This window comes from Mycolicibacter virginiensis (assembly GCF_022374935.2).
Taxonomy (GTDB): domain Bacteria; phylum Actinomycetota; class Actinomycetes; order Mycobacteriales; family Mycobacteriaceae; genus Mycobacterium; species Mycobacterium virginiense.
In genome coordinates this window covers 899,179-926,096 of record NZ_CP092430.2, presented here as the reverse complement: position 1 = coordinate 926,096, position 26,918 = coordinate 899,179, and the positions used below count along the sequence as shown (strand labels likewise).

At 67.2% G+C, this 26,918-nt stretch carries 22 protein-coding genes; 5 read left to right on the top strand and 17 right to left on the bottom strand.

Annotated features, from left to right (window positions below; genetic code table 11):
* Window positions 1–4 precede the first annotated feature (4 nt).
* Both MJO54_RS04560 and MJO54_RS04555 read right to left on the bottom strand, forming a co-directional pair.
* Window positions 5–1,765, bottom strand: coding sequence for an alkaline phosphatase family protein (locus tag MJO54_RS04560; protein WP_239652099.1), 1,761 nt, complete (start codon window positions 1,763–1,765; stop codon window positions 5–7).
* A gap of 124 nt (window positions 1,766–1,889) precedes the next feature.
* Window positions 1,890–3,908 carry a hypothetical protein gene (locus MJO54_RS04555; RefSeq protein ID WP_240175722.1) on the bottom strand — a complete coding sequence of 673 codons (2,019 nt, stop codon included), beginning with the start codon at window positions 3,906–3,908 and terminating at the stop codon, window positions 1,890–1,892.
* Between the two features lie 286 nt (window positions 3,909–4,194).
* Here MJO54_RS04555 and MJO54_RS04550 point away from each other — a divergent pair, with 286 nt between their 5' ends.
* Together MJO54_RS04550 and MJO54_RS04545 are read left to right on the top strand one after the other, a co-directional pair.
* Window positions 4,195–5,202: a DUF1214 domain-containing protein gene (locus MJO54_RS04550; protein WP_082957205.1), complete on the top strand. Its 1,008-nt coding sequence runs from the start codon at window positions 4,195–4,197 to the stop codon at window positions 5,200–5,202.
* A 43-nt stretch (window positions 5,203–5,245) separates the two neighbouring features.
* On the top strand, window positions 5,246–6,064 hold the full coding sequence (locus MJO54_RS04545; RefSeq protein WP_046283621.1) for a TIGR03621 family F420-dependent LLM class oxidoreductase: 819 nt from the start codon (window positions 5,246–5,248) through the stop codon (window positions 6,062–6,064).
* A 35-nt stretch (window positions 6,065–6,099) separates the two neighbouring features.
* On the opposite strand, the gene MJO54_RS04540 is transcribed toward MJO54_RS04545, so the two are convergent.
* The 9 genes from MJO54_RS04540 to MJO54_RS04500 form a co-directional block, all read right to left on the bottom strand.
* Window positions 6,100–6,939 carry a hypothetical protein gene (locus tag MJO54_RS04540; RefSeq protein WP_065152856.1) on the bottom strand — a complete coding sequence of 280 codons (840 nt, stop codon included), beginning with the start codon at window positions 6,937–6,939 and terminating at the stop codon, window positions 6,100–6,102.
* The gene (locus MJO54_RS04535) at window positions 6,936–7,997 is read right to left on the bottom strand and encodes a DNA adenine methylase (RefSeq protein WP_240175949.1); all 1,062 of its coding nucleotides are present in this window, start codon (window positions 7,995–7,997) and stop codon (window positions 6,936–6,938) included. Before MJO54_RS04535 ends, MJO54_RS04540 begins: the two co-directional genes overlap by 4 nt.
* An 86-nt stretch (window positions 7,998–8,083) precedes the next feature.
* Window positions 8,084–8,500: a hypothetical protein gene (locus MJO54_RS04530; RefSeq protein WP_064887812.1), complete on the bottom strand. Its 417-nt coding sequence runs from the start codon at window positions 8,498–8,500 to the stop codon at window positions 8,084–8,086.
* Between the two features lie 9 nt (window positions 8,501–8,509).
* The gene (locus MJO54_RS04525) at window positions 8,510–10,096 is read right to left on the bottom strand and encodes an ABC-F family ATP-binding cassette domain-containing protein (RefSeq protein WP_240175721.1); all 1,587 of its coding nucleotides are present in this window, start codon (window positions 10,094–10,096) and stop codon (window positions 8,510–8,512) included.
* A gap of 172 nt (window positions 10,097–10,268) precedes the next feature.
* Window positions 10,269–10,706, bottom strand: a complete 438-nt coding sequence (locus MJO54_RS04520) for a type II toxin-antitoxin system Rv0910 family toxin (protein ID WP_046283616.1) — start codon at window positions 10,704–10,706, stop codon at window positions 10,269–10,271.
* A gap of 26 nt (window positions 10,707–10,732) precedes the next feature.
* Entirely contained in the window at window positions 10,733–13,147 is a 2,415-nt protein-coding gene (locus MJO54_RS04515) for a cation-translocating P-type ATPase (protein ID WP_240175720.1), read from the bottom strand.
* A complete protein-coding gene (locus MJO54_RS04510) occupies window positions 13,144–14,715 on the bottom strand; it encodes a serine hydrolase (protein WP_065152853.1) in 1,572 nt (523 codons plus the stop codon). Before MJO54_RS04510 ends, MJO54_RS04515 begins: the two co-directional genes overlap by 4 nt.
* Window positions 14,716–14,719: 4 nt before the next feature.
* A complete protein-coding gene (locus MJO54_RS04505; RefSeq protein ID WP_240175719.1) occupies window positions 14,720–15,832 on the bottom strand; it encodes an MBL fold metallo-hydrolase in 1,113 nt (370 codons plus the stop codon).
* 66 nt (window positions 15,833–15,898) lie between these two features.
* A complete protein-coding gene (locus tag MJO54_RS04500; RefSeq protein ID WP_046283613.1) occupies window positions 15,899–16,630 on the bottom strand; it encodes an enoyl-CoA hydratase in 732 nt (243 codons plus the stop codon).
* A 28-nt stretch (window positions 16,631–16,658) separates the two neighbouring features.
* On the opposite strand from MJO54_RS04500, the gene MJO54_RS04495 reads away from it, so the two are divergent.
* A complete protein-coding gene (locus MJO54_RS04495) occupies window positions 16,659–18,149 on the top strand; it encodes an acetyl-coenzyme A carboxylase carboxyl transferase subunits beta/alpha (RefSeq protein ID WP_046283612.1) in 1,491 nt (496 codons plus the stop codon).
* On the opposite strand, the gene MJO54_RS04490 is transcribed toward MJO54_RS04495, so the two are convergent.
* The 3 genes from MJO54_RS04490 to MJO54_RS04480 all read right to left on the bottom strand — a co-directional run bounded on the left by MJO54_RS04490 (window position 18,139) and on the right by MJO54_RS04480 (window position 22,750).
* Window positions 18,139–18,993: a DMT family transporter gene (locus tag MJO54_RS04490; RefSeq protein WP_174549758.1), complete on the bottom strand. Its 855-nt coding sequence runs from the start codon at window positions 18,991–18,993 to the stop codon at window positions 18,139–18,141. The genes MJO54_RS04495 and MJO54_RS04490 overlap by 11 nt on opposite strands.
* Window positions 18,994–19,193: 200 nt before the next feature.
* Window positions 19,194–20,957, bottom strand: coding sequence for an ABC transporter ATP-binding protein (locus MJO54_RS04485; protein WP_234821638.1), 1,764 nt, complete (start codon window positions 20,955–20,957; stop codon window positions 19,194–19,196).
* Window positions 20,954–22,750 (bottom strand): ABC transporter ATP-binding protein, encoded by a 1,797-nt coding sequence (locus MJO54_RS04480; RefSeq protein WP_064887823.1) that lies wholly within the window; start codon window positions 22,748–22,750, stop codon window positions 20,954–20,956. The genes MJO54_RS04485 and MJO54_RS04480 overlap by 4 nt, the downstream gene beginning before the upstream one ends.
* A 78-nt stretch (window positions 22,751–22,828) precedes the next feature.
* Here MJO54_RS04480 and MJO54_RS04475 point away from each other — a divergent pair, with 78 nt between their 5' ends.
* Window positions 22,829–23,530, top strand: a complete 702-nt coding sequence (locus MJO54_RS04475; protein WP_046283624.1) for a response regulator transcription factor — start codon at window positions 22,829–22,831, stop codon at window positions 23,528–23,530.
* Window positions 23,531–23,547: 17 nt separating this feature from the next.
* On the top strand, window positions 23,548–24,882 hold the full coding sequence (locus MJO54_RS04470) for a sensor histidine kinase (RefSeq protein WP_046283609.1): 1,335 nt from the start codon (window positions 23,548–23,550) through the stop codon (window positions 24,880–24,882).
* Window positions 24,883–24,904: 22 nt separating this feature from the next.
* Here MJO54_RS04470 and arfC read toward each other — a convergent pair whose 3' ends face one another.
* From arfC to arfA, 3 genes are read right to left on the bottom strand one after another with little or no spacing between them, the layout of a single operon-like run.
* On the bottom strand, window positions 24,905–25,627 hold the full coding sequence (gene arfC / locus MJO54_RS04465; protein ID WP_240175718.1) for a channel accessory protein ArfC, sunset domain variant: 723 nt from the start codon (window positions 25,625–25,627) through the stop codon (window positions 24,905–24,907).
* Complete coding sequence (gene arfB / locus MJO54_RS04460; RefSeq protein WP_165604570.1) at window positions 25,627–25,779, bottom strand: channel accessory protein ArfB; 153 nt, start codon at window positions 25,777–25,779, stop codon at window positions 25,627–25,629. Before arfB ends, arfC begins: the two co-directional genes overlap by 1 nt.
* Before the next feature lie 12 nt (window positions 25,780–25,791).
* Window positions 25,792–26,883, bottom strand: a complete 1,092-nt coding sequence (gene arfA, locus MJO54_RS04455) for a channel-forming protein ArfA/OmpATb (RefSeq protein WP_240175717.1) — start codon at window positions 26,881–26,883, stop codon at window positions 25,792–25,794.
* Between the last annotated feature and the right edge of the window lie 35 nt (window positions 26,884–26,918).

Below are 26,918 nucleotides of genomic sequence, written 5' to 3'. Positions count from 1 at the left end.
ACCATTACTTCCAGAAGGCGTTCATGGCCTGGGCGTACATGTCGTTGGCCGTGAGCGGGGCCAGACCCAAGGCGTCTTCAATGGTGGCCATCAGGCTGTACTCGTTGTAATAGGCATCGGTGGTGAAGTTGCCGGATTGCATCCCCCCGTACGTCACCGCACCCGCGCTCGGAATGACGATCATCGGAACGTTATTGCCTTGGTTACCGAAGCCCAGTGAGAGGTTGTTGTTGTCCTCGTCCGTGACGATGATGATCGCGTCCTTCTCGTTCGGGTCGGTCCACGTCTTCGAGCTCTCGATGGTGGAGACCTCCTGCTGGACGAACTGGTCGGCGGCCGCGACGTTGTACTGATGGTCTCCAAGCTGGGTGGCGATGAACTGGAGAACGCCACTAAGCGAGTCGACCGGGCCTTCCCCGTTGTTGTCCTCGTTGGCCGCGATCCAGGTGAATCCGGGGAACGTGCTCGGATCAGCGAGGTCGGTGGACAACTGTGTCAGCGGAAGCAGGTGGTCCTGCAGGTAATCCGGGGCGTTGCCGTAGACGTAACCGAATTGGGCGAACGGCAGTTCGTCGGCGGAGTAGTCACCGGATGACACGAGGTCACCGGCGGTCGGCATGCTCTGCGCATAGCCGGCCCACGAGATGCCCGCCTGATCCATTTCCTGCATGAGGTTCGGTGCGTCAATGGAGTTCAAGGCGGAGTTGTAGTCGATGCCGAAGTCCGATCCGCCCAGAATCCGGAAGTAGTTGGGATCGCTGGGGTGGCCCAGCGCGTAGTAGTTGTCGTCATAGCCGTAGGTGTTGATCAGGCTGTTCATGTAGGGCGCGTTGGGACTGCCGACGATGTCGGCGGCACCCTTGTTCTCCATGTAGATGACGAACACGTGGTCCAGTTGTCCGACGTCGGACTCCGGTGCCACCAGCGGCGCGGCGGTAAGGCTGGGATCGCCGACGGTGAACGACTCGTTGTCGGCGTAGGCACCGTTGTAGTCGCCGAGGTACTGGTTTTCGTCGGTGAAAGTCGTGGTCACCTTGGCGGAGACGGCGCCGTCGGGGACAGTCCCGGTGATCTCACGTTGCTCAAACCCGGTGAAACCCCAGCGATCCCATACCGTGACGGGGTTGAGCGAGCCAGTGCCCACCACGTTGCCGTTGGCGTCGAGGAAGCTGACCTGCACGGAGGCATACGACGGGTTCCACGTTTGGCCACCGAGATCCGCACTGAGCGCATACGGCGTTCCGGCCGCACCGGTGAGGTCGACCGTTTGGCTGACGGTGGACGTGCCCACCGGTCCGCCGCCGGCGAAGTTGTCACCGGCGCCCGGTGGCGCGGTCTGCGGAAAACCGAACAATCCCGACACCGTCGGCAACGGAGTCGACACCGGCGACGGATAACCGACCGGGGTCCCGTAGGCGATCACGGTCGGGGTGCCGGTCTCGGTCCAGCCCGGGATGGTCACCCCGCTGTAGCCCGACCCAGACGGATCGGCCGTCTCAAAACTGGGGTTCACCAACAGGTTCTGGCTCATCGCCTGTGCTTCGGCGCTGGCGGTGCCGACCGGATCAAGGCTGCCCAGCCAGCTGACGAGCTCGGTATCCGCTTGCGGACCCAACACCGTGCTGACCGAGTCCTGCTCCAGAAAACTTGTCATCACATTGAGGACCTGGTCGATGAGCATGTCGAAGTCGTCGGCATGGGCGTCGGGCGCAGACGCCAGCTGTCCCAGTCCCAGCGCCACAAACGCGCTGGCCGCGCCCGTCATCCCCATCCTCAGACGCCGAAGAGCCATGGCTCTGACAGTCCTCAGGCATCGCTAGGTCGTCAAGAAGCTCCAGCTAATACGTTTCAGAGCCACAGCAAGTCGACAGACTCGCACCACCGTGGGATCAGCCGAACAGATCCGCCAGGCTGAAGCTCGGAGTATTGGCGATCAGGTCGGACATGTTGGCCCACTGCTGGGCCGCCTGGGCACTGAGTTCGGTCGGCCAGTCGTCGTTGCCGCTCAGGATCACCGTCGCGAAGTCGTCGCGAGCGTTGAGCAGCCCGGCCAAGATACTGGTGTTCGGGTTGAACAGCGCGTCGTCGATGGCCGTGATGAACATCTGCGGCATCAGCACCGACATGGCGGTCTGGGCCAGCGCCAACGTGATCGGCAGAGTGATGTCGCTGGTCAGCACCGGCAGGGCGTTCCACACGGAGGTCAGGCTCTCCATCGGGTGGTCCATGATGCTGCGCATGACGGCATCCCAGTCCGGGGTCAGCGCGTCGGTGAACCGCAGCTCGATCGGAGTGGAGGGCTGGCTGCCGAACACCAGCTCAAAGTTATCGCGGCCCATCAGCGCCGACAGCGCGTTGAGCTCCAGGTGCTGCAGCACCCAGGCGGGCTGGGCGTGGATCCGGGACACGTCCATGCCGTAGTCATACGACATCACCCGCCGGAGCATGTCGGCGGCGAACTCCTCCGGGCTGACGGTCGGGGTGTCGCTGGGCAGGTACTGGGCGATGTCGCCGACCGGCACCACCTGCGCCGTCACCCCCAGGCCGATCGCGGCGTCACGATCGTCGACGTTCTCGAAGCGCGCGAAGATCTCACCCGTGGCGAGTCCGCCGGTGTCGAGCCAGTTGGCTACGCCCGGATTCGTCGCGCTGATGACGTAGTAGGTGTAGCCGTCGTCGGAATGGAAGGTGGTGGTGTGGTTGAGGGTGGTCTGGGCCATGACGTAGGGCAGCGCACCGCCGTAGACGTTCATCAGCTCGATGCCGCTGTAGGCCGCCTCCACGTTCGGCACCTTCAGGATCAGCGCCTCACCGGAATCCAGATCCCAGTTGCCGCCGGTGACGACCGCGGACTCCAGACCGACTCCGTAGCTGGTCTCCGGTGCCAGCGTCATCATCGTGTTGGGGGGCACCTCCATACCCACCGATGCCCCACCTTCGATGCTGCGCTGGTTGAACGGCACGACGATCTGGGCGAAGGCGTTGAACAGCATGTTCAACACGTCGTCGACGGAGCCGATCTTGGCCGGCTCGGTCGGCACGTCGGTTCCACCACCTTCGGTGGGGAAGAATCCGCCGGCCGGGATGGAGAAGAACGGCGGGCAGTCGGCCACGCACTGCAGGCTGATGCTGGCCGGACCCTTGGCCCAGTCGCCCGTCATATCGCGAATCAGCAGGGACGCGGCGCCGCCGACGGTGGCGTCAGTGGAGTCCAAGAAGTTGACCGCACCCGCTGGCGCTTCCGGCCCGATGTAGATGGTGAAGTTGCCCTTGTCGTCGACCACCAGGCCGTGGTTGAGTTCCAGGTCCTCGATGGTGTGGGCCGTGGCGCCGGTGACGGCCATGGTGCTGATCGACATGTGCTCGGTTGCCCCGCCGAGGGTTCCGGTGAGCACGTAGGTCGCACCGGGAGCCAGCCCCGCGGTGACGTGGTAGTTGATGTCGGGGGTGAAGTAGTCGAAATATTGGCGCGAATCGGCGACGTTCCCCGCGACCACTTCGGGCGATTGGAAGAACACTCCGTTGAACAGCTCGGTGACCCGCGACAATCCGGTGGTGATCAGCTGGTAGTTGGTGTTGCGCAGCATCGTCATCAGCGTGTCCGCGTCGCCGGGCGAGGCATAGGGAAGTGACAGGTCGTAGGCCTGTGCCTGCTTCATGGCATCGAGCAGGGCATCGAGGGCCTGCTGGTATCCCGCGGTCAGCATCACCGCAGGTGCGGAGCCACCGGCGGTGCCCAACGGGGTGCCCATCACCATTGACAGCGCGCCGCCGACCGCCACTGCGGCGGTCGCCAGCCGCCGTGCGCGACCCGAGGAGCGGAGCCGGGCCGAAACCCGCGAAGGGCGGTGCGCTTCGGTGTTGCCGGTCATGTCCACGGCCACTACTCCCCCGATCTCGTTAACCATTTTCTCTTTTTAATCACGGCTGATTTTTATTGGGACCATACGTGCGGACCGGAAGAGGTGCAATAGTCGTCGCACAGTTTGCGGCGAATCGTGTCGCCAAACCGGATGCCGACATCAACGGGTATCGACCGGTAGGTTGCGCTGCATGTCCATGCGATGGCTTTCTGCGTTCGGCGCCGTGACGACGGCACTGGTCCTGAGCGGATGCGGGCTGACGGTGACAAAGACCGGCACCGATCCGGTGGCGCACCTGGCCCCGCGCAGCACTCCCAACGGCATGGTGTTGGTGTCGCCGGACAACTTCGTGCGGGCCGTCACCGACCAGGAATTCACCAACATCGTCAACGAGAACGGTTTCGGCCGTTTCTTCCACATGCGCGACGTCACCCCGGTCGACAGGCAGCTGGTGGTGCGCTCCAACCGGGACACCTTGTATTCGGCTGCGGTGTTCGACCTGCAGGCCAGTCCGGTCATCCTGACCCTGCCCGATCCCGGTCAGCGGTACATGTCGGCGCAGGTGATCAACCAGGACGAGTACGTCACGGACATGTTCTACGGCGGCGGTGAACACACCCTGGATCAACAACATGTCGGTACCCGCTACGTGGCCGTCGCCATTCGTATCCTGGCCGATCCCAACGATCCCGCCGATCTGGCCGCAGCACACCGCCTGCAGGACGCGATCACCGCGCAACAAGACGACACCGGCAGCTTCGACGTGCCCCGGTGGGATCCGGTCAGCCAGAAGAAGGTCACCGACGCATTGTTGGAGCTGGCCCAGACCATCCCCGACACCCGGGGCATGTTCGGCACCGAGGCCGACACGGACCCGGTGCGGCACCTGATCGGGGCGGCCGCGGCGTGGGGCGGTAACTCCGAGAAGGAGGCGCTGTACCTCAATGTCACCCCGGCCCGCAACGACGGCAACACGGTGTACCGCCTGACCGTCAAAGACGTTCCGGTGAAAGCGTTCTGGTCGGTCACCGTCTACAACAAGAACGGCTACTTCACGGAGAACTCCCAGCAGGCGTACTCGGTCAACAACATCACCGCGGACAAGGCGGCGGACGGATCGGTGACCGTGCAGTTCGGGGGTTGTTCGGACGACAACACAGCCAATTGCCTGCCCACCACACCGGGATGGAACTACATGGTCCGGCTCTATCAACCGGAAAAGGACATCTTGTCGGGCAAGTGGGTCTTCCCTGCAGCGCAACCAGAAGAGTCGGCGAGCGGCGAGACCCGGTCTCCGGCACCCAGCCCCGCGCCCGCGCCGTCGCGGCCGGCACGCTGACCGCGGGGCCTGCACTCGGCAAAGCCGGTTGAGGAGGTAGTTGGTGGAAAAGCAGTTTCGCTTCGGCGTGGGCCTGAACCCGATCCGGTCGGCGACCGAGCTCGCCGAGACCGCGCGGCGGCTGGAGGGTTCCGGCTTCGACGTCCTGCACGTGCCCGACCATCTTGGCGCCCCGGCACCCTTCCCGGTCCTGGTCGCCGCTGCCGCGGCCACCTCGACGATCCGGGTGGGCACCTACGTGCTCAACGCCGGCTTCTACAAGCCGGCGCTGTTGGCCCGCGACATCGCCGACACCGACGTGCTCTCGGGCGGGCGGCTGGAGGTGGGTTTGGGTGCGGGCTACGTGCGCGCGGAGTTTGAGGCCGCCGAGTTGCCCTTTCCCAGTGCCGGTCGCCGCGTCGAGTACCTCGAGCACGTGACGAAATACGTGGCGACGCACCAGCCGCGCGTGCCCATCTTGATCGCCGGCAGTGGGGACCGGCTGCTGACGGCGGCAGCGCGCCACGCCGACATCATCGGGTTGACCGGGTCGCGGGTGGAGGGCGCCGACGATTCGCTGGCCGAGCGGATCGACTTCGTCCGCGCGGCCGCCGGCAACCGGTTCGATGCCCTCGAACTGAACCTGGCGATCACGGCGGTGCCGACCGACGGTTCCGGGACGCCCAACTTGTCGCTGACCCGCCGGTTCGCGCCGACACTGTCGGACGAGGAACTGCTGGCCTCACCCGCGGTGCTGTCCGGATCGGTTAACGAGATGGCCGACACGCTGCGCGAACGCCGCCGCCGCTACGGGATCAGTTACTTCACCGTCCAGCAGCAACACGCCGCGGCCTTCGCGGAGGTCATCGCCGCGCTGCGGTGACCAGCGCCTATTTCCTGTGCACGAGAGTGATTTGTTTACAAGAACTTTCGCAGCCGGGCAGCATCCTCGATATCGCTGCGGAACTTGTCGAGGGTGCTCAACGTGTACATGCCGTCGATCGCCCGATCGTCCCAGAGCTGGTGGATCTTCCGCAGGTCCGAGACGCGATTCTTCCAGCCGATCCCGTCAATCACTGCGATCACAAACTGCCGTGGCGAGCGAACCTCTGCCATTTCCTCGATCTCTCGCACCGCGTCGGTGAGCTTGCTCCCCGTCGAGTCGTAGCCCTTCGCTGCGACCACGATCTCCGCGGCACTGCCGTTAGGGATGACCAGGTCACACGGAGCGGTACGCCCGCTGCGCCCTACGAAACGCGTGCGCGTCTCATAAGGCAGGCCGAGTCCCTTGACGACGGCTTCGATCTCGTCTTCTACGTGACGCCCCTGCTGCCCGGCAGCGGCAGCCGCGGCCCGGGTGCCTGCACGCGCGATGAGGACATCCGCGGCTCCGTACTGCGCGTGTAGTTGCGCGATCGTCTGCGGCACCAGAAAGTACGCGTCGTCGAGCCAGTCGATCAGCTCCAAGGCTCGGGTGCGGGCCAGCCGCACCCAGCCGGAGGTATCAAACTCATGTTTGAGCGCATTCTTGAGCTTCTCCTGGCCAAGACCAGTAAAGAGTGCCAGCACGGGTACGTCATGGGGGTGGGCGGTCACCCAGGCCGTGAGTGACGCGCGATCGATCGTAGGCAGGGCAGCCAGCGACACGACCGCGCGACGGATAGCGTCGGTCTCGGGCGTAGCGGCGAGCGGATCGATGTGCGCACTCAAACGCCCGAGTGCACCGAGGTAATCAGGGAACGGAACGGCGTCGCTCATGCATTGGTTCCGACAAACAGGTACTCGGACACATCGCGGCGCGTGGCCGCCGAGTGCGTTCCGAAGCTGTATTTGTGGTCGACGGCGATTTTGCGGACGTCAGTCTTCACCTTGCCGAGCAGGTCGACGATCCTGCTGGCATCGGGAAGCGCGTTCGAAGAGTAGGACAGCACGATCGCGCCCGCATCCTCGAAACGCTCAAAGGTCCGCAGCAGCGCGTCTTCGATCGTGCGCTTGTAGGCAAACGGGGTGAATCTCTTGGCTATCTTCTTGGTCTTTGTCTCTTCCATGATCGTGACGTCGCGCCAGTAGACGCTCAATCCTTCGAGGAAGTGATATCGCTTCATGTAGTCGGCGTCGTCACGCGGCGGCGCGTAGGGCGGGTCCAGATACACCAGGTCCGGGGTCTCGACGTCCAGGTCGAAGATATCGCCGGTGACCGTGCGGCTCTTGCTTCCGTTACTGAACACGACGGCGTTGTACTCCGCGGCAGCGCGCCGAAAATGCTCGCGCAGTGTCATGCGGAGATCGCGTCGGCCGTCCGCGTACTTAGTGGAGTCGGTGAAGGTGAACACCCCGCGAGGTTGGCGTCGAGCAGCGGAGAGCACCAGCGCGGAGATCGCGATGTCTCGCTTGAATCCGGTCAGCTGATCGATGTGCGACCACGCCGAATCGAGGAACGCACGATCGTGCGGCGTGTAGTAGAGCCCGTCGAACTTGGTCTGGATGAAGTCACGGTCATCGGCAGCCGGTCCGCAGATCAGGTCAATGTCCGCAGTGCTGAGTCGCACAGACGAGTTGGCAACAGTCGCGCGGGTGATCATGCCGGGGAACGCCAGAAAATCGTTGCTCGTGACCGAGAATCCTTGTGCCTTCAACAGGTACGAGACCACCCCAGAGCCCGAGAACGCATCGACGGCCGTTTCACCGCCAAGATTGGCAAACAACCGCTCCAGGTGCGGCAGCAGTTGGTATTTCGAGCCCATATAGCGCAGTCGAGGAAACCTTTGGGCCCGCTCAAGGACCTCGGCCGTCGTTACCGACCTCGACTGCGTCATGACGTCACCATGACACAGCACTACGACAGTCCCCGGCAGGCCCGGCACGTGTCCGGCTCACGAACGCGCCGAGTCCTTCGCCGAGGTCATCGCCGCACTGCGGTGACCAGCGCCCACACCGAAAAGCCCAGCGCACCCACCACGGCGACGGCGCCGATGTAGAGGCCATAGCCGGCGGTGATCGGCGCCGCGACGTTCAGCCGGTAGTACCAGATGCCCAGTGCGGCGATCAGCGCAGAGTCGAGCACTGCGACGACCGCGGCCAACCGGGTGAAGAGTTCCCGGGCCACCATCGCGCCGGCCACCAGCAGAACGGAGGCGAGCAGCACGATCAGCTGACCGACACCAAAGCGAGGCGGCAGCGCGATGGCACCGGCGCTGCCGCCGATCGCACTGGCATGCCCGCCGCCGTTGGCCGACGTGGTCAGCCACGGCAGCCATGCACTGGCCGACAGCAGGGCCGCGCACAGCGCAATCAGCCAACCGGGACGCGAGCGAGTCATGTTGTGACACTAGCTCGCATCAACCAGCACGCGGCTGCGCGGCATCGTCAACGTTCGCGTCAGGCCGAGCCGTGCCAAGAACTCGTCGTCGTGACTCACCACGATGAACGCTCCGCGATAGCCTCCCAGGGCGTCCACAAGCTGACCGACGCTGTCCAGATCGAGGTTGTTGGTCGGCTCATCGAGCAGCAACAGCTGCGGCGGCGGATCGGCGAGCAGTAGTTGGGCCAGCGCAACGCGGAAGCGCTCACCACCGGACAGGGTGCCGACCGGCCGGGCCACACAGTCGGCGGTCAGCAGAAACCGGGCCAGTTGGGCCCGTACCGCCTGCGGCTGCCTGCCCGAGACCGCCGACACCGCGTCGAACGCGGACATGGTGTCGTCCAGGTGATCCAGGCGTTGCGGGAGGTAGCCGACCCGGTCGGTCAGCAGTCGCCCGGCATCGCCCGTCAGCAGTGCTTGCAGCAGCGTCGTCTTGCCCACCCCGTTCGGCCCGTCCAGGGCGATGCGTTCTGGTCCTTGCACGATGATCGGTCCATCGGCTCCCGGCAGCTCGGCCAGCCGGCGACTGTTGGGCACCTCCGGATCGGGCAGATCGACGCGAATGTGTTCCTCGCGACGAACCCGGGCGGATGCGGCGTCCAGATCGGCTTGGGCGTCACGGACCCGACCGTCAAGATGCCCGCGCAACTTGCCCGCCGAGACCTGGGCATTGGCAGCGTTCTGGTTCATCACGATCTTCGCGGCGCGCTTGTTCTGTTGGGCGATCTGGGCCGCCCGGTTGCGTCGGGCGAGTTTGGTCTCGGCTTCCACGCGTTGGCGCTTCTCCACCTTGACCACCTGTTCGGCGGTTCGGGCAGCCGTCCGGGCGGCGGCCTGTTCGGCCTCCAGGTGGGCCCGCCAGGCGCTGTAGGGGCCACCGAATGTGGTGAGTCGCCCGTCGTAAAGCTCGGCGGTGCAGTCCATCTGCTCCAGCAGCGCGGTGTCATGGCTGGCCACGATGAGCGCGCCCGGCCACGTCTCGACCAGCCGCGCCAGCCCGGTGCGCGCGGCGCGGTCCAGGTTGTTGGTCGGCTCATCGAGCAGGGTGATCGGGGCGGCCGCCAGCCGCAGCCCGGTCAACGCCACCAGCATGACCTCCCCGCCGGAAAGTTCGGCGACTCGGCGATCGAGGTCGCCGGCCCCAAACCCGATGTCGCGCAGTGCCGCATCGGCGCGGGCTTCGATGTCCCAGTCGTCGCCGACCACCTCGAAATGGGCCTCGGCGGCGTCGCCGCCTTCGATGGCCCGCAGGGCGGCGAGTCGATCGGCGACGCCGAGCAACTCGGCGATCGAGGCGTTGGTATCGAGGGTGAGCAGCTGCGGCAGGTAGGCCACCTGCCCGGCCGTGGTGATGTGCCCGGTTGTCGGCCGCAGTTGTCCGGCGATGAGCCGAAGCAGGGTGGATTTGCCGGCGCCGTTGGCTCCCACCAGGCCGGTGCGGCCGATACCGAACGAGCCGGTGACGCCGGCCAGTGCGGCACTGCCGTCGGGCCAGGTGAAGCCGACATCGCTCAGCGTGACGACAGCCTGAGCGTCAGAAGAAGGGAAGGACATGTGGTCTCCGGGAAGGTCAGCGGGAGCGCTGACAACCGGGACCGGACTACGGCAACTCGGCGGTGATCAGCGCGCGGACGGCGGCGTGAGACCGACGATGCCTGTCATTCCATGACCTCCTGTGCAGGGACGTCCGCCACCCTAGCGGCGGGACGGCGCGGCGTGCAACCGATTAGTTCGGCGCGAAAACCGTGACGAACTTGCGCAGCGACTCGTTGATGTCGCCCTTGAGCGCGGCGGCCACCAGCATGCCGATCGGACCGAACAGGGCCGGACCACCCAGGTGCACGTCGAAACTGACCTTGGAGCCGTCGCCTTCCGGCGCAACCTTGGCGAGCAGCTTGATCTTGACCCCGCCCTTGCCGTCACCGTTGAGGGTCATGCCGGTGGGCGGCTTGTAGTTCACGATCGTCCACCTGACCTTGTTGAGCATGCCCTTGACCTCGACGATCGACTCCAACGTCGTGCCCTTTTCCAGGGTCTCGGGCAGCACACTGCGCCATACCCGGTGAATGGTCAGCCACTCTTTGTAGCGGGACAGATCCGAGGCGTGCGCCCAGGCCTCTTCGGGAGGCAGCGGGACGTCGATGGATCCGGACAGCTTGGCCATGTCGTGCTTTCCCCTTGTGTCGCGGTTTATCGCTGGGTCATTGTGGTCGCTGCCGACTCCCGCCACAACTTCGGCCGCTCACCGAGCATGCCGCCCCGGGCCCACCACATCGCCTCGATGGCGGCCGCGCCGAGCGCGCCGATGCCGAGCGCCAGCAACGTCAGTGCCAGGTTGGAGGGGTCGAGCAGGAACTTCTCCCGGGTCAGCGGCATGGCGAAGATCGCGACGTAGGCCAACCCGCAGCTGATAACCAACAGCAGCCGCCACCACTGATAGGGCCGCGCCACCACCGCCAGCACCCATCCGGCTGTGGTCAGCAACGTGATCAACGCACTGGTGGAGGCCTGGATCTGCTGGACCTCGGTGGCCTCGCTGCCGCGGTATGCCACCAGGTAGGACGCGAACGTGGCGATGCCCACCACCACGCCGGCCGGCAGCGCCCCGCTCATCACCCGCCGTACGAAGCCGGGGTGCGCCCGCTCATTGTTCGGCGCGAGCGACAGGACGAACGCGGGGATGCCGATGGTGAACCACGCCGCGACCGTGACATGGATCGGCTGGAACGGATACAGCAACGGCTTGGTGCCGAACAGTGCCGACGCGAGCCCGACCAGCCCGACCAGCAACGCGAGCAGCACGGAATACACCGTCTTGGTCAAGAACAGGTTCGCCACCCGCTCGATGTTGCCGATCACCCGGCGCCCCTCCCCCACCACGTAGGGCAGGGTGGCGAACTTGTTGTCCAGCAACACGATCTGGGCCACGGATCGAGCCGCTGAGCTGCCCGCCCCCATCGCGACACCGATATCGGCGTCCTTGAGCGCCAGCACATCGTTGACGCCGTCGCCGGTCATCGCCACCGTGTGATGGCGCGCCTGCAAGGCGTGCACCATGGCCCGCTTCTGGTCGGGGCGCACCCGGCCGAACACGGTGTGTTCCTCCAGCGCACCGGCCAGTCGATCCGGTTCGGTGGGCAGTTTGCGGGCGTCCATCGCCTCTCCGGACAACCCCAGATCGGCGGCTACCGCGCCCACCGAGACCGCGTTGTCGCCGGAGATGACCTTCACCGACACGTCCTGCGCGGCAAAATAATCCAACGTCGCGCGGGCGTCCGGGCGCACCTTCTGCTCGAGCACCACCAGCGCCGCCGGAGTCACCTGTCCCGGCGCTTCAGGATGGTCGACGGGTTGGTCGCAGACCCCCAGCAACAAGACACGCAGGCCGCGCGCGCCGATCCGTTCGGCCTGCTCGGCGGCCGCCGAGGACGGTTCGAGCAGGACATCGGGCGCCCCGATCACCCAGTTGCCGTGCTCGGAAAAGGAGACACCGCTCCATTTGGTGGCCGACTTGAACGGCGCGCAGGCGCTCGACGTCCAGTCCGGCGATGTCGGGAACGCCTCGGCGATAGCCTGGATGCTGGCGTTGGGGCGGGCGTCTTCGGCAGCCAGCGCAGCCAGCGCTTGATGTACCGGAAGGCCTTGCCCGCCATCGAGTTCGGCGACCTCCGACACCCGCATCCCGTTCTCGGTGAGGGTGCCGGTCTTGTCGGCGCAGACCACGTCGACGCGGGCCAGGCCTTCGATCGCGGGCAGTTCCTGCACCAGGCACTGCCGTTGCCCCAGCCGCACGACCCCGACCGCGAACGCCAGCGACGTCATCAGCACCAGGCCCTCGGGCACCATCGGCACCAGGGCGCCCACCATCGCCAGCACCGATGCCCGCCAGCCCACGTCGGTGGTGAACAACTGCGTGTAGATGATCAGCAGCCCGGCCGGGATCAACAGGTAGGTGATGAATTTCAGGATCTGGTTGATACCAGTGCGCAGTTCGGATTTCACCAGGGTGAACTTGCTGGCCTCCTCGGCCAGTTTGGCGGCGTACGCCTCGCGACCCACCCGGGTGGCCCGGTAGGCGCCACTGCCGGAGACCACGAAACTGCCCGACATCACGTGGTCGCCCAGGTCTTTGCCGATCGGGTCGGCTTCACCGGTGAGCAGGGACTCGTCGACCTCCAGGTCGGATGACTCCAGGACCTCGCCGTCGACCACGATCTGGTCGCCGGGGCCCAGCTCGATGACGTCGTCGAGCACCACCTGTCCCGGCGGGAGCTGCTGCGTCCCGGACTGCCTGCGCACCAATGGTTTCGCCTGGCCGACAATGGCCAGCTTGTCCAGCGTCTGTTTGGCCCGGATCTCCTGCACCATTCCGATGACGCTGTTGAAGACGATGAGCAACCCGAACAGCCCGTTGATCAGTGAGCCGGTGGTGAGCACGATGGCCAACAACACACCCAGGATCGCGTTGATCCGGGTGAAGACGTTGGCTCGGATGATCTCGAGAACGCTGCGCGCGGCGCGGGCAGGGATGTCGTTGGTCTGGCCCTGCGCGCGCCGCTGGGCGACTTGCGCGTCGGTGAGACCTGCGGTTCGCGCTGTCGTCAACGGGTGAACCTTCCCAGCTTGTCGTGATCGAAGTACTCCAGCTCCACCGCGTCCTTGGTGAAGGTGGCCTTCGATATCGTTCCGTGCGGAGCGTTCTCGCCCTGCAGGGTGAAGGTGAAGGTGTCACCGTCGTAGTGGCTCAACCGGAATCGTTGATGTTGCGGCCCGAGCGTCACATCGAGCGCACCGTGGTCCTCGGTGACGGTGGCCGGTCCCCAATAGCTGTTGGCGTACTCCCCGACGTATTGCGACAGTGGCCGGGCGGGAGCCGGATGGGCCGGTGGCTGGACACCCACCAGCGCGCCCTCGGGTTGCGACATCGGCGCCAGCGCCTGTCGGTACAGCGTCGGCCAGTTCTCGCGGATCTCGCCGTACTGGACCAGGTCGAGGAATTGGGCGATCAAGGTCTCGGGGACCCCGATCGGGGTGGCGTTGGTCAGCACGACGATTCCGACGTCCTGCGACGGCAGTACCGAGAACGCGGTCGCGGCGCCCAGCAGAAAAGCGCCCGAATGGCCGTACTGGGTGCGCCCCGACGAGGTGATCGACACGTTGAATCCCTCGCCGTAGAACCCTGGCCGGGCGGTGCCGACTCCGGCGGGGGCGCTGATCACCTGCGGCGTGATCGCGGGGAGCAACGCTTCGGGCGCGATGATCTGGGTGCCGTCGTGGCTGCCGCTGTCCAGCACCATCGCCAGCCAGCGGGCCATGTCGTTCACCGAGGAACTGACTCCGCCGGCCGGTGACTGGGCGTCCGGATTGCGTTGGTATCGCGGCTGATAACTGTCGTCGATCTTGACGTGGGTGAGCGCGCGATTGGGTCGGGCGAGAAAGTCCGCGTAGCGGGAGCTGGTCGAGGCCATCCCCAGCGGTCGGTACAGCACGTCGGCCGACAGCTGCTCCCAGGGCACGCCGGCGGCACCGGCCACCGCCTCGGCGGCGGCGGTCAGTCCGAAGTTGGTGTAGTCGTAGTTGTTGCGAAACGGGGCCAGCGGCAGATATCGGAGCCGCTGCAGCACTTCCCGGCGGTCGTAGCCGAGGTCTTCGAGCCGGTCGCCGGCGTGATCGGGCAGCCCGGACCGATGGGCGTAGAGGTCGGCGATGGTGATGTGGTCGGTGACGTAGGGGTCCGACAGCGCGAACCAGGGCAGCTGCGTCACCACCGGGGTATCCCAGGCGATGGTCCCCGCACTGATCTGCTGTGCCACGACGGTGGCACCGACGGGTTTGGACATCGAGGCCAGCTGGAACACCGTGTCGGCGTTGACCTCATTGTCCGGTCCGTCACCGTTGCGGGTGTCGCGCACACCAAAGCCTTTGGCGTACACGGCCTTCCCACCGTGGACGACCGCGACCGCCAGACCGGGTATTCCGGTGCTGGTCATCAGGTCCTGCGCCAGGCCGTCGAGTTGGGCAACTGCGGCATCGACGCGACCCGCGGGGATGTCCACGCCGGACACCTCGTTGGGCGGGGTGTCGTGCTGCGCGGCCGGAGTCGCCGCCGGGGTGCACGCGCTCAAAGCAACGGCCAGCACAGTGGCCCCGGCCGTAGCCGCCCACCTGGTCATGGCGCTAGAGCCTCCACCACGCCATAGGCGCGGCGGCGCCGGGCCGCACTGAACCGCCGGGCCTGGGCACTGCCGTCGCTATCCCCGCGGCGTCGGCGGCGACCAGCAGCCGTTCGACCGGCTCGGCCCAGCGGTGCGGCGCCAACCGGAAGGTGCCCCAGTGAATCGGCACCAGCAGGCCCGACGGCGAGGCATTCAAGTCAAGGTGCGCCTGGACCGCTTCCTCCGGGTTCATGTGGACGTCGGGCCAGGCGGTGTTGTAGGCCCCGATCGGCAACAGCGTGACGTCGAACGGGCCATGCTCGGCGCCGATCGTGCCGAAGCTGCCGGTGTAGCCGCTGTCGCCGCCGAAGTAGACCCGGTGGTCGGGACCGGCGATCACCCACGACCCCCACAGGGTCTGGTTGCGGGTCAGGAATCTCCCCGAGAAATGCCGCGCCGGGGTGCAGGTCACGGTCAGCTCGCCCAGCGTGGTGTTCTCGTCCCAATCGAGTTCGATCACCCGGTCCGAGGGAATGCCCCACGCACGCAGGTGCGCCCCGACACCCAACGGGACGATGAACGGCGCGCGCTGGCTGCGGGCGAGCGCGGTGACGGTGTCGATGTCGAGGTGGTCGTAGTGGTCGTGGCTGACGACGATCGCGTCGACCGCGGGCAGCGCCCCGAGCCCCACCGGCGGGGGGTGCAGCCGTCGCGGCCCGACCGCATCCGACGGTGAGCAGCGTTCGCTCCAGACCGGGTCGGTCAGTACGCGGTAACCGTCGATGTCCACCAGTGCCGTCGCGTGTCCCAGCCAGGTGATCGCCAGCGGCTCGACGTCGACACTGAAGTCGGGCACCTCCAGCGGGATCGGCGCCGAGGGCCGTCGCCCGATGCGATCGGCGAACAGCTCCCGCACCATCAGCCGCTGCTGCTCACGGTCCATGTTGACCATTGCGGCGCGTTCGATGTTGTGGAAGATGCCGTCGCGGTAGTTGCTGGAGCGGGTGGCCACCGCATTGATCGCGGTGGGTGCCGCGCCCAACGCGGCGGGCGTACCGCGCAGCGCACGAAGCGTCCAGCCACCAGCGGCCAGCGACGCTGTGGCTCCCGCCAGTCGAAGTGCCCCACGCAGCATGACGACGAGTCTATGGTGGCGACCCGCGGGCTCCGCCGCGTTTGCGGTCACCGCGCCGGTCCCCCGTTAGGCGCCCTGGAACTTCGGCGGCCGCTTCTCCACCCGCGCCACCTGAGCCTCGATGACGTCCTGGCTTCCCCAGGCCTTGTCGAACAGCTCCTTGTGCACTGGCTGCTGCTCTTCGTAGGCGCCGTCGTCGTTGAGCACCCGCTTGGCGTGCTGCAGCGCCAGCGGCGCCAGCCCGGCGATCTCGTGCGCCCAGGCCTGCGCGTCGGCAAGGGTGCCGATCCGGTTGGCCATCCCGGTCAGCAGTGCCGCGTCGGCGGGCAGCTTCTCCGCGGTCAGCATCATCGCCCGGGCCCGCCCGTAGCCGACCAGCGAGGTCAGCCGCCGAATGCTCCAGTTGTCCAGCGCCAGGCCGTACTTGGCGACCGGGAACTGGAAGAACGATTCGGGGGCCGCCACTCGCAGGTCACAGACCATGGCCAACTGCAGGCCGGCGCCGATCGCCGCGCCGTTGATGGCGCCGATCACCGGCACCGGGACGTCGGCGATGCTCTGGTGCAGCGCGACCAGCTTGTCGGGGTAGTCGGCGGCGAACGCGTCCCCCGACAGGTCCGCTCCGGCGCAGAACACCGTGCCCTGCCCGGTCAGCACGATGGCCCGGACGTCGTGGGTGGCGGCGTCCAAGACCGCCTCCCGCAGCTCGGTGACGAGCTGGGAGTTCAAGGCGTTGCGACGCTCCGGGCGCTGCAACTCGATAGTCGTGACGGCTTCATCGCGGGTAACACCGATCATGACGAACCAGCCTAATTACGCTCGAGCTGTGAGCCGGACCGGGGCGGATGAACTGCGCGATGCGGTGTTGGATCGCGGCTCGTTCCTCAGTTGGGACGCCGCGCCGGTGGCCGTGCCGACCAGTGCGGCTTACGCCGCCGAGCTGGCGGCGGCCCGGGCTGCCAGCGGCCGCGACGAGGCCGTCCTGACCGGCGAGGGCCGCATCAACGGCCGCCGGGTCGCGGTGATTGCCAGCGACTTCGACTTCCTGGCCGGCTCCATCGGGGTCGCGGCCGCCGAGCGGATCACCGCAGCAGTCCAGCGGGCCACCGCCGAACGCCTGCCATTGCTGGCGTCGCCGAGTTCGGGCGGCACCAGGATGCAGGAGGGCACCGTCGCATTTCTGCAGATGGTGAAGATCGCCGCCGCGGTCGAGCTGCACAAGCGCGCTCACCTGCCCTACCTGGTCTACCTGCGCCACCCCACCACCGGCGGGGTGTTCGCGTCGTGGGGCTCCCTGGGGCATGTCACGTTGGCCGAGCCCGGGGCACTGGTGGGCTTCCTGGGGCCGCGGGTCTACGAGCAGCTCTACGGTGCCGCGTTCCCGCCGGGCGTCCAAACCGCCGAGAACCTGCAGGCCTACGGCGTCATCGACGGCGTCATCCCGCTCAAGTGGCTGCGGCGCACCTGCTCGCGGGCGTTGAAGGTGATGCTCGACGATCCAGGACCGGCCCCCGCGAAACCGGCCCCGGCGCCGATTCCCGACATCGCGGCGTGGGACTCCGTCTGTGCGTCGCGGCGTCCGGATCGGCCGGGCGTCGGGTTTCTGCTGCGGCACGGCGCCACCGAACGGGTATTCCTCTCGGGCACCGGCAGCACCGAACGCGGTGCCACGATTTTGCTGGCGTTGGCGCGCTTCGGTGGCCAACCCACCGTGGTGTTGGGGCAGCTGCGGGGCGCAGATCGGCTGACCGATCCGGTGGCGCTGCGCGATGCCCGCCGCGGCATGGCGCTGGCCGCGGGCCTGCGACTGCCGCTGGTGTTGGTGATCGACACCCCGGGCCCGGCGCTGTCGGTGGAGGCCGAGCAGGGCGGATTGGCCGCCCAGATCGCGGCCTGCCTGGCCGAGTTGGTCACCCTCGAGGTACCGACGGTGTCGGTGCTGCTGGGCCAGGGTAGCGGCGGACCGGCGCTGGCGATGGTGCCCGCGGATCGGGTGCTGGCGGCGTTGCACGGCTGGTTGGCGCCGTTGCCCCCGGAGGGCGCCAGTGCCATCGTGTTCCGCGATACCGAGCACGCCCCGGAACTCTCCGCCGCGCAGGGCATCCGGTCGGCGGATCTGCAGGCGCACGGGATCGTCGATGTGGTCGTGGGCGAGCACCCCGATGCCGCCGAGGAGCCGATCGACTTCGCCAAGCGCATGTCACGGGCCATCGCCGCCGAACTGTCAGCCCTGCGCGGGGTGCCCGCCGAGCAGCGGATGGCGGCCCGGTTGGAGCGCTACCGTCGGATCGGGTTGCCGAATCTCCCTAGCCGGTGATCATCGCTACGGCCACTCCGGCCAGCACCATCCCCATCACCTGCCGGAAACGCACTCGCTCCCCCAGCAGGACCACCGCCAAGATCACCGTGGCGGCCGGGTACAGCGAGATCAGCACGCTGGCCAGTGACAGCAGCGCGAGTTTCAACGCGAACAGCATGGTGACATTGGCGGCGGTGTCGAGCAGTGCGATCAGGAACGCCAGCCGCAGCGGTATGCCCGTCGGCACGCTGAGATTGCGGCTCATCGCCGCGACGGCGATCACCAGGACGGTGGCCGCGGCACGTGCGAACAACAGGGGCCACAGGCCGGAATCCGCTGGAGTGCGGTCCAGGAAGACGAAGTTCAGCCCCAGGGCCACCCCCGAGGCGACCGTCAACCAGAGCACGCGGTGGCTGAGCCCCGGCCGATGGACGCCGTCGTCGCCGGCGTGCCAGCTGATCAACACCACCGCACCCAATGCCACCGCGATACCTGCGCTGGCGAGCATCCCGGGCCGCTCCCCCAGCATCCGCCCGACACATACCGGCACGCTGGCATCCACCACCGCGGCCAGGGGTGATACCACCGAGATCGGGCCGGTGGCCATGGCCGCGTAGAACCACCAGATGCCCAGGGCCTGGCTGAGTCCACCGAGCATGCCCAAGACGACCGTGCTCGTCGTGATGTGCCCGCCGCCGATCAGGGCGAGCATGCCGAGCATCACCATGGAGACCGGGGTGGACACCAAGACCACGCGAAGCGCGGCGACTCGACGCGACGCGACACCGCCCACGAAGTCGCTGATCCCGAAGCTGGTGGCCGACGCCAACGCCAATCCCTGCGCGGTCGGTGAACCGATCACGCAGCTGCCCTGGCAGCTTCGGCCTTCTTGACGGCCTTAACGTTCGATGTGACGATCACGGCGGAAAGCCTAAGCACGTGGTGAGCCCGAAACCGACGGCGTTTGCGGAATCTTTGCAGTCGAAACGCCGGTGTCCGCATGTCGTTTGATTTAAATTCGCCTGGATTTAACCCCCGCTGTCGAGCGCTCGCACTCGCGGTTCAGGCCAACGAGCGCAGCCACGCGTCGTGCAGCGCGGCGTAGTGACCCTCGGCGCGGATCAGCTCGGCCGGCGGCCCGTCCTCGACGATGCGCCCGCCCTCGATGACCAGAACCCGGTCGGCGATCTCGACCGTGGAGAGTCGGTGGGCGATCACCAGCGCGGTCCGACCCGCCAGCACGCTGCGCAGCGCCTTCTGCACCATCCGCTCGCCGGGGATGTCCAGTGCGGACGTCGCCTCGTCGAGGATCAGTACTGCCGGGTCGGCGAGGAAGGCGCGCGCGAACGCGACCAGTTGCCGCTGGCCCGCCGAGAGTCGCCCGCCCCGCTTGGCGACGTCGGTGTCGTAGCCCTCGGGCAGGGCGGTGATGAACGCATCGGCGCCCACGCTCGTCGCCGCGGCGGCCACCTCAGCGTCGGTCGCGCCGGGGCGGCCGAACCGGATGTTGTCGGCGACGGTGCCGGTGAACAGAAAATTCTCCTGGGTGACCATCACGACGTGGCGCCGCAGCGCCGCCTGGCTGACCGCGCGCAGGTCGACGCCATCGAGCGTCACCGCTCCCGAGACCGGGTCGTAGAACCGGGCGATCAGTTTGGCGATGGTGGACTTACCGGCTCCGGTGCTGCCGACCAGCGCAACGGTCTGCCCCGCCGGGATGCTCAGCGACAGGCCGGCCAGCACCGACTGGTCGTCCCGGTAGCCGAAATGCACGTCACACAAATCGATCTCACCGCGCACCTCACCGGGAACGCACTGCGGCTCGGGCGGGTCGGTGACGGCGGGCGTTTCGGCCAGCACGCCGGCCAGTTTCTGCAGCGCCGCGGTCGCCGAGGAGAAGATGTTGAGGAACTCGGAGATGCCCTGCATCGGTTCAAAGAACATCCGTAGATAGAGCAGGAACGCGGTGAAAGTTCCGATCGTCATGTGCCCGTGCAGTACTCGCCAGCCTCCGTAGAGCAGCACCACACCGGTGGTGAGGTTACCGACCAGCTTGACCCCGGGCGCGAAGATCGCGACGAGCCTGAACGCCTTCTCGTTCACCGCACGGTAGCGCTCGGCGACTCCGGTAAAGATCTCCTGATTGCGAGCCTCACGGCGATAGGCCTGTACCGCCTTGATCCCGGTCATGGTTTCGACAAACTGCACGATCACCCGTGCGGCGTGCTCGCGCACCGCGGTGTAGTTCTTCGACGATTCCGCCCGGAACCATCGCAGCAACACCACCAGCACCGGAAAAGCGGCCAGGCACATCAGGCCCAGCCGCCAGTCCAACACGACCAGCAGCACGGCTGTGCCCACCATGGTGAGCGCGGCGCCGACCAGCCCGTCGAACCCCGTGAGCAGCATCTCCTGGATGGCGTCGACGTCGTTGGTCAACCTGCTGACCACCCGGCCCGAGGTGTAGCGCTCGTGAAATCCCACATCCAGGCGCTGAAACTGGCAGAAGACTCGCCGCCGCAGCTCCAGCAGCATCCGCTGCCCGATCGTGCCCGACCACTGCAGGAAAATCATCCGGCTGATTGCCTGCGTGAACACCACCACCGCGAGCACAGTCACGATCAGGCTGAGCTGCCGGATCGAGCCGTCGGCGGCAATCGGCGGGATTCCCCGGTCGATTCCGCGCTGCGCGAGCACCGGAACCGCAAGCCGGGCAGCGTTTTCCACCACAATGGCCACGACCATCAGCAGCGCCGCGAACCGATACGGGCGCAACAACGACCAGAGCAGGGCCCGCGCCGCGGCCCGGTCCGGCTCAGCCGTCACCGTCGCGCCCAGTCGACGAGGTGTTCGGCACCGTCGTCGAGCTCGTCGTCTGCCGCCAGCAGATAGCGGTACCGCGGTACCTCGGCCAGCAGCTGGGCGTGGGTACCGACCGCGGTAATGGTCCCGTCCTCGACCAGCGCCACCCGATCGGCCAGCGCCACCGTGGATGCCCGGTTGGCCACCACCAGCCCGGTGATCGGCGTGCGGCCCGCGGCGCCGCCAGAACCCAGTACCCGGCGCAGTGCATCGGTCACCGCGGCCTCGGTGTGCACATCCAGGGCCGAGAGCGTGTCGTCGAGCACCAGGATCGTCGGCGCCGCCACCAGGGCCCGGGCCAGCGACAGCCGTTGACGCTGCCCGCCCGACAGGCTCATGCCCTGCTCCCCGATCCGGGTGTCCAGCCCGGACGGCAGGTCATAAACGAAATCAGCCGAAACTGTCGATATGGCGCGGGCCAGTTCCGCATCGCTCGCTTCGGGCCGGCCCAGCCGCAGGTTGTCCGCCACCGACATCGAGAACAGGGTGGGGTCGTCGAAGGCGGTCACCACCGCCGAGCGCAGCGCCGCCAACGTCAGCGTCCGGATGTCCCGGCCGCCGATGAGGATCTGTCCCTCCTGTGCGTCGTAGAGCCGGGACAGCAGCATCGCCAGCACCGACTTCCCGGAGCCGGTGGCGCCCACCAGAGCGACCGTCTCACCGGGTTCGACGGTGAGATTGAGTCCGCGCAGCACCCATGGGCCAGCAGTGCCCGCCTCGGTGGCAAACCGGAATCCGACATCGCGTAACTCCAGTCGGCCCGCTGGAGGCACCGGGTCGTCCCCGTCGGTGATCTCGAGCGGCGCATCGAAGATCTCGGTGATCCGGTCGGCGGCGGTCATCGCCTCCTGGGTGGCCGACAGCAGGAAGCCCAGCGATGACAGCGGCCAGATCAGCGACAGCATCAACGTGACGAACGCGACCAGAGTGCCCATCGTGACCAGGTGGTGCCCGGCGGCGTACGCGCCGACCGCGAGCACCCCGATGAGCGTGAAGTTCGGGATAACCTCCAACAGGGTCCAGAACCTTGACGACACCACCACCTTCTCCACGCCCAGGTCGCGCAGCTTTGCGGCTTGGGCGTCGAACCGCGCGAACACGTAGTCCTCACGACCGAACGCCTTGACGGTGCGCAGGCCCAGCGCGGACTCCTCGACGACGGTGGCCACCTGGCCGGCCTGGTCCTGCGCCTGCCGCGTGAGCCGGGTGTACTGGCGCCGGAAGTGCTGCACCGCCAGCATGACCGGTATCAGCGACGCGCATACCACCACGCCCAGCGGCCAGTAGAGGACCAGCAGAATCGTCGTGACCGCCAGAATCTGCACCGTGTTGAGCACCAGGAACACCACCACGAACGACAGGAAGCGCCGCACGGCGGACAGGTCGTTCATGATCCGCGACAGCAGCTGACCGGACTGCCAGCGGCCGTGAAAGGTCATCGGCAGGATCTGCAGCCGCGCGTACAGATCCTTGCGGATGTCGGCCTCCACGCCCATGGTGGTGGGCGCGACCAACCAGCGCCGCATGAACAACAGCAGCGCCTCGATGACCCCCAGCGCGGTCGCCGCTGTACCCAGCACCCACAGTCCGGGCTGGTCCCGGTGCTGCACCGGTCCGTCGATAACGGCCTTGGTCATCAGCGGGATAACTACGGTGGCGACCAGACTGAGCACGGCCACGGTGACCATGGCGACCCAACGCACCCGGTAGGGGCGCAGATAAGGCAGCAGGCTGCGCAGCGCGGACGCCGGTTTCACGCAGTCGACCCTAGATTGACCGGAGCGACCCGCGGCGCATCCCGCGCTTGCTAGCCATGTTCAGGCAAAATGGCGACCATGGACAACCCCGCTGCCTCCCCCCGGGTCTTGGTCGTCGATGACGACTCCGACGTGCTCGCCTCACTGGAACGCGGACTGCGACTGTCCGGCTTCGAGGTGGCGACGGCGGCGGACGGCGCCGAGGCGTTGCGCAGCGCCAAGGAAGCCCGCCCCGACGCGATCGTGCTCGACATCAACATGCCGGTGCTCGACGGGGTGAGTGTGGTGACGGCACTACGGGCCATGGGTGACGACGTGCCGGTCTGTGTGCTGTCCGCGCGCAGTTCGGTCGACGACCGGGTGGCCGGCCTCGAGGCCGGCGCCGACGACTACCTGGTCAAGCCTTTCGTGCTTGCCGAGCTGGTGGCCCGGGTTCGGGCAATGCTGCGGCGGCGCGGGTCGGCGGCCAGTTCCTCCTCGGAGACCATCACCGTGGGCCCGCTGGAGGTCGACATCCCGGGCCGCCGCGCCCGGGTCAAGGGCGTCGACGTGGACCTGACCAAGCGGGAGTTCGACCTGTTGGCCGTGCTCGCCGAACACAAGACTGCGGTGTTGTCGCGCGCGCAGCTGCTCGAGCTCGTCTGGGGCTACGACTTCGCCGCCGACACCAACGTCGTCGACGTGTTCATCGGCTACCTGCGCCGCAAGCTCGAGGCCGGCGGCGCTCCGCGACTGCTGCACACCGTGCGCGGCGTCGGCTTCGTCCTGCGAACGCAGTGAGTGCAGGCGTGAACGTCATGAAGCTGCTGCGGCGCATCTTCGCCAGAACACCGTCACTGCGGACCCGGGTGATGCTGGTGACGGCGATCGGCACCGCGATCGTGACGGTCATCATCGGCGCCATCGTGTGGGTCGGTATCACCAACGACCGCAAGTACTGGCTGGACCGCCGGCTCGACGAGGCGGCCGGACTGACCGTCCCGCTGATCGGCCTGGGTGAACTGCCCCGGTCGGCCGGCGCCACCGATGCCGTCATCACACTGCGACGGGCCAACCAAGTGACGTCGAACTCTTCCGTGGTACTGCCGGAGCTGGAACCGGGCTACGCCGACACCGAGATCGACGGCGTGCGCTACCGGGTGCGCACCGTCGACATCCCCGGACCGGGGCCACGGTCGCTGGCCGTCGGCGCCACCTACGACGCCACCCTCGCCGACACCAACAACCTGCACCGCCGGGTGATCCTGCTCTGTACCGTCGCGATCGGAGCGGCCGCGCTGCTGGGCTGGCTGCTGACGGCATTTGCGGTGCGGCCCCTGCGACGGCTGGCGCAGCAGGCGCGATCGATCGACGCCGGTGATGAACGGCCCGACATCGAAGTGCGCGGCGCCACCGAGGCGGTGGAAATCGCCGAGGCGATGCGCGGCATGCTGCAGCGGATCTGGACCGAGCAGGATCGGACCAAGGAGGCCCTGGCCTCCGCGCGTGACTTCGCCGCGGTCTCCTCCCACGAGCTGCGCACCCCGCTGACCGCGATGCGCACCAACCTCGAGGTGCTGACCACCCTGGACCTGCCCGACGACCAGCGCAAAGAGGTGCTGCACGACGTCGTGCGGACCCAGACTCGGATCGAGGCGACGCTGTCGGCTCTGGAGCGGCTGGCGCAGGGCGAACTGTCCACCTCCGACGATCACGTGCCGGTCGACATCACCGATCTGCTCGACCGGGCGGCCCACGACGCGATGCGGGTCTTCCCGGACCTGAACGTCTCGTTGGTGCCGTCGCCGACCTGCATCATCGTCGGGCTGCCCGCCGGACTGCGGCTGGCCGTGGACAACGCGATCGCCAACGCGGTCAAGCACGGCGGCGCGACCCAAGTGCAATTGTCGGCGGTCACCTCACGCGAGGGCGTGGAGATCGCCATCGACGACAACGGCGGGGGGCTTCCCGAGGAAGAGCGCCGCATCGTCTTCGAGCGGTTCTCCCGCGGGTCGACGGCATCGCATTCGGGGTCGGGCCTCGGGCTGGCCCTGGTCGCGCAACAAGCCGAACTGCACGGCGGCACGGCGTCTTTGGAAGACAGTCCGCTGGGCGGAGTACGTCTGCTGCTGCGGCTTCCGCCGCCGAGCTGAGCGCACTACGCCCGGATCGTCACTACTTTTTCTTCTTCTTGTCCTTGCGCCAGGTGTCCCAGCGCTGGAAGCCGGCCGCCGCGGCGGTCTGCTCGTCTTTGAACCACACCTCGGCGATCGTCGCGTCGTAGGCCGGGCTTGCCGGAGCATGGTAGAGCATCGAGTCCTCGTTGCCCTTGACCGTCCAGCCCACCGGGCCGCTGCCGCCAGGGCCGGCCTTGGCCGAACCCGGACCGAACGGGCCCGGCGGCACCTCCTCGACTTCGACCAGCTTGGCGGTCCCGCTGTTAGATCGGCCCTTGTCCCACCGGGTGAATCCTGCTGCGGCGGCGGCACTCTCCTCGGCGAACCACACCTCGGCGATCGTCTGGTCATACCAGGGGCTGTCCGTGGTGTGGTACAGCATCGAGTCCTCGTTGCCCTTGATCGTCCAGCCCGTCGGGCCGTCGCCGCCGGCACCGGCGCGTGCCGAGCCCGCGCCGTAGGGCGTTTCGCCGATCGCCATCGCGCTGGTCTCGGCCTCTGAGGGAAGTGTGCCGCCGGCGAGTTTCGCCGTCGCGCCCGAACCGGTGCTCGCCCCGGCGGCCGGGATGGGGGCGGTGGGCGCGCTCGCCGCGGGACCGGCGGCACCGGGTGCCACCGATACCGGCACCTCGCGTTTGACCCGCCGGATGGTGAAGGCGAATGTCAACAGCAGACCCAACAGAAATGACAGTCCCATCAGCCAGCAATTGACGCCGTGCATCAGTGGGCTCCTATCTCACGCGAGCCGGGAAGCGCCGCAACGGCGTCTTCCTTGCTGGTGCGGCGGAGCGAGACGACGGTGAGCAACCAGGCGACCGCCGACCCGACCGCGAATGCCAGCAGATACCAGAGCCAGTGAATGACGAAATCCATTGCAGTTTCTCCTTAGCTCACGGTGATCGCGACGCGACGGTTTTGAGCACGACCGTCGGGTGTCGCGTTGCTGGCGATCGGGTCGGCCGAGCCGAATCCCTTGGATGTGACGCCGTTGGCGGGGACGCCGTGGGACACCAGGAAGTCGGCGACGGACTTGGCGCGGGCTGCGCTGAGCGGCACATTGATTCGGTCGTTGCCGGTGTTGTCGGTGTAGCCGTTGACCGCGACGCGGGCGTTGTGACAACCCTTCACTTTCTCCGCCACCCGGGCCAGTTGCTCCTTGGTGCCCGTCGACAGGGTGTAGCCATTGGTGACGAACCTGACCGGCGTGCTCATCAGCGCGGTGATGTCGGCCTGCAGATTGCTGCAGTCGCCGGCCGGGCTCGGTGCCGGAGTATGGGCCGGGGCACTGCCCGACGGCGCCGGAGCCGGAGCCGGAGTGGGCTTCGGTGTCGGAGCCGGGGCCGGCACCTCGGTTGCACTCGGGGCCGCCTGCGTCTCACCTTTGGAGACGCGAATGTCGTTGACCAGCTTCAGGTTCGGCCACGCCGCCTTAGATGCCGCCTCGACGGCAAACTTGACCGCGTCGGACGCCGCGGTTCCGAGCAGAGTGACGGTGTCGTCGACGATCTTGAATTTGAAGTCCGGCATGGACACTGCGGCCTTGAACACCGATCCCAGACTGGACAGGTCGGGTGCGGTGACGCCGGCCTTGATGTTGAGATTGTCGACCAGCTGCACACCACCGCCGAACACTCCCTTGAGCATGTCGAGCAGTCCGGTTCGCATGCCGATGTCAGGAAGATCCCCATTGAGGGTGATGACATTGCCGTTGCGCAGAATCGCCAGCGGGGCGAAGGACCGCCCCGGCGGGCTCACACTCGGCACCGACAGCGACAGTGTCGGCGCGGCGACGTCCGGCGTACTGATGTTCGGCCCGTTGATGTCGAGTTTGGAGCGATCCGTAATTCCGTAGCCAATCAGGGCCAGCAACAACGGAATTGCCGCCAGGGCCAAGACCCAGCCGACACCGGGAGGCCGGCGGTAGAACCGCGAGACCTTTCGCCAGCCAGTCACAGTGGGGTTTTCTGAGCCTGGCATGGATCCTCCTTGACAACCGAAAAACACCCGCGAGT